The sequence below is a fragment of the Mesorhizobium sp. M7A.F.Ca.US.005.03.2.1 genome (assembly GCF_003997795.1).
Classification (GTDB): Bacteria; Pseudomonadota; Alphaproteobacteria; order Rhizobiales; family Rhizobiaceae; genus Mesorhizobium; species Mesorhizobium ciceri.
This window is the reverse complement of sequence record NZ_RZRP01000400.1, coordinates 1-5691: the sequence shown is the minus strand read 5'-3', so window position 1 is coordinate 5691 and position 5691 is coordinate 1. Positions and strand designations below refer to the sequence as shown.

Annotated in this window: 5 protein-coding genes and 1 pseudogene; 1 reads left to right on the top strand and 5 read right to left on the bottom strand. The window is 64.3% G+C overall.

Annotation, left to right across the window (positions count from 1 at the left end; translation table 11 throughout):
• From EN991_RS21175 to EN991_RS21155, 5 genes and pseudogenes are all read right to left on the bottom strand, one after another.
• Nucleotides 1–248: pseudogene (locus EN991_RS21175) on the bottom strand (4-pyridoxolactonase); the annotation flags it as partial.
• A 47-nt stretch (nt 249–295) separates the two neighbouring features.
• Entirely contained in the window at nt 296–1231 is a 936-nt protein-coding gene (locus EN991_RS21170) for an ABC transporter permease (RefSeq protein WP_024505120.1), read from the bottom strand.
• A gap of 3 nt (nt 1232–1234) precedes the next feature.
• Nucleotides 1235–2332 (bottom strand): ABC transporter permease, encoded by a 1098-nt coding sequence (locus EN991_RS21165; RefSeq protein WP_127369477.1) that lies wholly within the window; start codon nt 2330–2332, stop codon nt 1235–1237.
• The gene (locus EN991_RS21160) at nt 2329–3897 is read right to left on the bottom strand and encodes an ABC transporter ATP-binding protein (RefSeq protein WP_027163702.1); all 1569 of its coding nucleotides are present in this window, start codon (nt 3895–3897) and stop codon (nt 2329–2331) included. The genes EN991_RS21165 and EN991_RS21160 overlap by 4 nt, the downstream gene beginning before the upstream one ends.
• A 76-nt stretch (nt 3898–3973) precedes the next feature.
• Nucleotides 3974–4963 carry a BMP family protein gene (locus EN991_RS21155; protein WP_244506860.1) on the bottom strand — a complete coding sequence of 330 codons (990 nt, stop codon included), beginning with the start codon at nt 4961–4963 and terminating at the stop codon, nt 3974–3976.
• A gap of 139 nt (nt 4964–5102) precedes the next feature.
• Between EN991_RS21155 and EN991_RS21150 the strand changes: the two genes are divergently transcribed.
• Nucleotides 5103–5528 (top strand): hypothetical protein, encoded by a 426-nt coding sequence (locus EN991_RS21150; protein ID WP_063172982.1) that lies wholly within the window; start codon nt 5103–5105, stop codon nt 5526–5528.
• The last annotated feature ends 163 nt before the right edge of the window (nt 5529–5691 follow it).

Genomic DNA, 5691 nt, shown 5'->3' with positions numbered 1-5691 from the left:
CCGAGCAGCGCCAGGGCGCCTGGGATGGTCTGGTGCTTTTCCTGGATCGGCTTTTCGAACGGCAGCACCTTCATCACGTGATCGTAGTCGTAGCCGGTGTCGATGAGGAACCGGCCCTCGGCATGTTCGATCAGGATCGAATAGACGGGGAAGCGCACTTCGCCGCCAGGGCCGCGGTTCCAGAACACATGATAGCCGTCGAGAACGAGCGAGCCGCCGTCGAGCAGGTAGACCTTGGTATCCGACATTCTTGCCTCCTTTATTGGCGCGGGTCCCGTCCGCGCATGAATTGTCCTCAGCGCGCGCCGCGCTCATATGGAATGCCGAGCGCCGCCGGCAGGCTGGCGCGCCGGCCGAACAGCACCAGCATGATCATCACCGCCAGGAACGGCAGCATCTGGATGATGTCGGTCGGTATGTTGATGCCGGCCACTTGCATGGCCGTCGTCAGCGACAGGCAGACACCGAACAGCAACGCGCCGAACAGCACCCAGATCGGGCGACCGCGCGCCAGCATGGCCAGCACGATGCCGAGAAAGCCCGCGCCATTGGTGATGAACGGAATGAACAGGCCGGCCCCGACATTGGCGAGATACGCGCCGCCGAGCCCGGCCAGCGCTCCGGTCGTCAGCACGGCGATGGTGCGGGTCCGCACGACATCGATGCCGGCGACATCGAGCGCGGCCGGCTTGTCGCCTGCCGCCTGCAAATTGAGGCCCAGCTGCGTGCGCCGGTAGATGTAGCCCATGCCGAAAACCAGCGCGACCGCCAGATAGACGATCAGATGATGCTTGAAGAATGCAGGCCCGATGACCGGAAGGTCCGAAAGCAGCGGAATGACAGTCGCATCCGCCGCCGGCAGGCGCGGATAGCTGCGCGAGAACTGGAAATGGTGGAGCAGCGCCGTCAGGCCTTCCAGCCCCAAGGTCAGCGCGATGCCGATGACGATCTGGTTGAGCCCGATGCGCACGCAAAGCAGCGCCATGACAAGCGCCACCGCAGCACCCCCGGCGGCGCCGGTGAGAAAGCCCAGCCACAGCGACCCGGAATAGAAAGCGCCGACAAAGCCGAGATAGGCGCCGGCCAGCATCATGCCTTCGATGCCGATATTGAGCACGCCAGCCTTCTCGGAGATCTGCTCGCCGAGCCCGGCAAGCAGCAGCGGGATCGCTGCGGTGACGGCGCCGAACAGCAGCGCGCTGAGAAAGACCTCGCTGAAGAGCCCGGTCATGCCCTAGGCCCTCCGCGACTGGTTGTATCGGTGATCGAAATATTCGGCGAGCGCGAGCACAATCAGCACGATGGAAACCAGCACCAGCGTGAAATGATTGGGCACGCCGAGCCGGCGCGCCGCGCTCTCGCCGCCGATCGAAAGCACCGAAAGCAGGAACACGAAGCCGATGGCTGCAAAGCCGTTCATTCGGGCGAGAAACACGGCGGGTATTACGGCAAGCCCGTAGGCGGGATTCCAGTCGGCGCGGACATTGCCCTGGACGCCGATGATGTCGACGGCGCCGGCAAGCCCGGCCAGCCCGGCCGAAATGGCGAAGACGGCGACGGTCAGGCCGGGAACGCCGAGCCCCGAGTGAACCGCCGCTCGTGGATTGGCGCCGACGATCCTCAGCTTCAGCCCGAACGCCGTGCGCGTCATCACCAGATGCACGATGACGATCGCCGCCAGCCCAAGCAGCAGGCCACTGGTGATGGTCGTTTCGAACAGGCGCGGCAGCCGGTCCTCCACCGGCAGCGTGCGCGTCTGCGGCACGGTCGTGCTTGGGTCGCGAAACGCCAGCTTGACCAGCACATTGGCGAGCGAGGTGCCGAGGAACGTCATCATCAGGGTGGTGATGATCTCGTTGACGCCCTGATAGGCACGCAGCAGCGCCGGCACCAGCGACCAGATCATCGCCACCACCATGGCGATGAGGAGCGAGCAGACCAGCGCCAGCCAGGCTGGCATGATCTGCACGAACACGGGAGCGCTGGCAGCCGCCGTCACCGCGCCAAGCAGGAACTGGCCGTCGCCGCCCAGATTCCACATGCCGGCGCGAAAGGCGACGATCAGGCCGGCGGCGAGAAACAGCAGCGGCGCCATGCGCGTCAGTGTCTGCTGGATGCCGAGCGGCGAGAACAGTCCCTTCTCCAGCACGAAGCCATAATAGGCCAGCGGGTCGACGCCGACGGCAAGCAGGATACAGCCGGCTATGACCAGCGCGATAAGGATCGGGCCGAGCGTCATCAGCAGCCGATGCAGGATGTCGCGGCGCGTCGCTGCCCCGCTCGTGGCATCGAGTGCGGTGGCGCTGACCGTGGGTGCGGTGTCGATGCTCATGCGGCAAGTCCGATCATCAGGCGACCGACCTTTGTGCGGGCGTCGTCTACGTTCTCGACGGTGCCGACCAAAGCGCCGTCGGCGATGACGGCGATGCGGTCGCACATGCCAAGCAATTCCTCGAGGTCGGTGGAGATCAGCAGCACGGCAAGGCCACGCGCCGCCGTATCGCGAATGCGCTGGCGCGACGCCAATGTGTTGGCGAGATCGAGCCCATAGGTCGGCTTGTTGAAGATCACCACCTTGGCGCCTTCAGCCAGTTCCCTTGCCAGAAGCACCTTCTGGATGTTGCCGCCGGACAGCCGCGCGACGGGCGTCTTCAGGCTCGGCGTGCGCACGTCGTATTCGCGCACGAGCTGCGCGGCGCGCTTGTCGATCTCCGCGCGCTGCTCGACGCCGTTGCGCCAGAACGGGGCCGCGCCGACCTGCTTGAGGAAGAAATTGATCGAGACCGGGAAGGTGCCGACAGTGCCCTCGCCCAGTCGGTCGTCGGTCAGGTAGCGAAGGCCGCGCCGGCGGCGCTCGCCGACGCTCAGCGTCTCGATGGCGGCGCCGTCCAGCCGCACCGAGCCGCTTGTGGCTGTACGCTGGCCGGCCAGCGCTTCCGCCAGCTGCTTCTGGCCGTTGCCGTCGATGCCGGCTATGCCGAGGATCTCGCCCGGGCGGATGTCGAAGGAGATCGACGACAGGCCCGGCGCATTGTCCGTCGCCGCTACCGCCAGGTCCGTCACCTGAAGCAGCGGGTCAGCGCCGGCGCGGGCAGTGCGGACAGGACGCTCGACGGCTTCCGGGTCATCCTTCTGCTTGCCGAACATCAATTCCACGATCTCCGAGACGATCTCCTGTTCGCCCAGCGTGCGAAACCGCTCGGGTGGAATCTCGCCGACCTTGCGGCCAAGCTTCAGCACCGAGATGCGGTCGCCGAAGGCAGCCGCCTCCTTGAGCTTGTGGGTGATGAAGACGATCGCAAGGCCCTGCTCGACAAGGCGGCGCATCAGCGCGCCCAGTTCGTCGATACCTTTCGGCGTCAGCATGGAGGTGGACTCGTCAAGGATGAGCAGCCGGCTGTTGCGCAGCATCGCGCGCAGGATCTCGACCTGCTGCTGCTCGCCGAGCGACAACTCTGATACCTTGGCTTGAAGCTTGACGGTGATGCCGAGCGTGCCGGTGATCTCGGCGACGCGCGCCGCCAGTTCCTCGGTCCTGGGGCGCTGCCACCACGGCCCGCCAAGCAGGAGGTTCTCCGCCACCGTTAGCGTCGGCACCAGCATCATGTGCTGGAATACGGTGCCTATGCCGAGTGCCAGCGCATGGCGTGGCGAGGTGATCGGCGTCGGTTTGCCGTCGACCAGTATGCGTCCTTCGTCAGGCTGCTGCAGGCCGGACAACATGCCGATCAATGTCGATTTTCCAGCGCCGTTCTCGCCCAGCAGCACATGCACTTCGCCCGGGCGGATCGACAGGTCGACGCTGTCATTGGCAACGATGCCGGGGAACCGTTTGGTCACGCCTTCAAGCGCGACGATGTCGCGCCCGGCAACGGACGATGAAGAAAAACCGCTCATGAAGCCCAGCACCAAAAAACAGGAATCGTCCGGAGGGGTGAACGGATCACCCCTCCGGCAGCCGACCATGATCGCCTTACTGGGCGACGCTGGTCATCAGTGCCCTTACGGCGGCCGCGTCATAGACCGGCTCGACCTTGATCTTGCCGGAAATGACGTCCTCGCGCAGCGCCTGGATTTCCGTCCAGACATTGTCCGGGATCGCAGCGGTCTTCAGCAACTTGACCGAGTCGTCCTTGAGGCCGATCGTATAGTGTTTGGTGCCGAACGTGTCGGCCTTCAGGTCGGCAATCATCGCCGCATAGACCGGCTCGATGTTCCACACCACCGACGACAGCAGGAAGCCCTTGTCGATCGGTGACTTGTCGCCGATGACGTCGATGAAATAGACCTTGCCGCCATCGGCTGCCTTGGTTGTCTCGACCGCTTGCAGCATGCCGAAGCTCGAACCGTTGCCTTGGCCGAAGATGATGTCGGCGCCCGACGCGATCACGCTTTCGGTGACGCGCTTGCCGCCGGCCGCATCGCTGTAGGCGGCCGGGCCGATCACCGCGTAGGTGATCTTGACGTCCGGGTTCTCCGCCTTCACGCCTTGCGCGAACGCCGCCGACTGCGAATTCCACGATGGCGGTTCGCCCGACACCACGATGCCGACCGACTTGGAACGCGACACCTTGGCGGCGAGACGGCCGGCGAGATAGGCGCCCTCGTGGCCGCTCAGCGTATAGTCGGCGACAAGGCCCTTCTCCAGGCCGGCTGGCGTGTCGACGATTGCCACCGGAACTTTCAATTCCTTGGCGATTTCAGGCGCCGAGGTGTTGTAGCCGCTGGCATGCGCGATCAGCAGGCTGGCGCCGTCGGAGGCAAGTTCCCGCAAGGTCGGACGAACATCGCCATAGCCGAGGCCCTGGGCCACGACCACTTCGACGCCGGCGGCCTTGCCAGCCGCCTTGGCGGCATCGATGCCTTGCTGGTTCCAGCCGTAGTCCGTGCCTTCTTCGGGCGTGAGGATGGCGATCGACTTGACCTCGCCGGCAAGCGCGCCGCTCAACAAGACACTGGTCAATATAACTGCACTTACACTGCTCTTAAGAAGCTTTAACATGTTACCCTCTCTGTTGTTTCACCAATCAATATTCTTATTGTTATTGCGCGAAAGCGAGATAGACTGCCTAGGAAAAATTACATTGTGGAGCTCAGGCAAAGTGAAGATCCGTTATGCCCTTCCGGTGATGCTGGCGTTATCGTCCTTCGCCAACGCGGTTGAGTTGCACCATGTCGCCGTCCGCACCGGCACTGACGGGCTCGACATGGTTCCGTTGACGATTTCGAATGCGGGCAGCGAAGGCCTCTCCTGCAACGCCGACTTCGCCCACTGGTATTCGGCCGGGATCGCAACGATCGAGCCGGGCAAGAAGACCCGCGTCGAGCTCTGGTTCGATGCGAAGACCGGCACGTTCACGATCCTCAACGACAAGCGCGAGAACCTGCCCGTCGAGCGGCTGTGGTGCGGTCTGGCGAGCCGAGCATATGCCACCCGCGTGCAGATCACGCTCGACCGCACCGATGCGGCGAAAGGCGAGCGTGATGTGTCCTGCGCCATGGCGCAGGACAGCCTGGCCTGCCGGTAGGCGCTCATTCCCGCGTCCGTTCGAACATCGCGAGCCTCTTATTCTTTCGCCAGGAACGCGTCGGTGAAGACGTCGTCCGCCGACAGAGCCGCCTTGAGCACGCCCTGGTCCGTCAGCGTCTTCAGAGTCTCCTCCCACTGCGTCTTCGTCATCCAGCCGAGAC

What these genes read in the sequence shown, in the direction of transcription:
- EN991_RS21170 (WP_024505120.1), bottom strand. Translation starts at nt 1,231, where the DNA reads ATGACCGGGCTCTTCAGCGAGGTCTTTCTCAGCGCGCTGCTGTTCGGC.
- EN991_RS21160 (WP_027163702.1), bottom strand. Translation starts at nt 3,897, where the DNA reads ATGAGCGGTTTTTCTTCATCGTCCGTTGCCGGGCGCGACATCGTCGCG.
- EN991_RS21165 (WP_127369477.1), bottom strand. Translation starts at nt 2,332, where the DNA reads ATGAGCATCGACACCGCACCCACGGTCAGCGCCACCGCACTCGATGCC.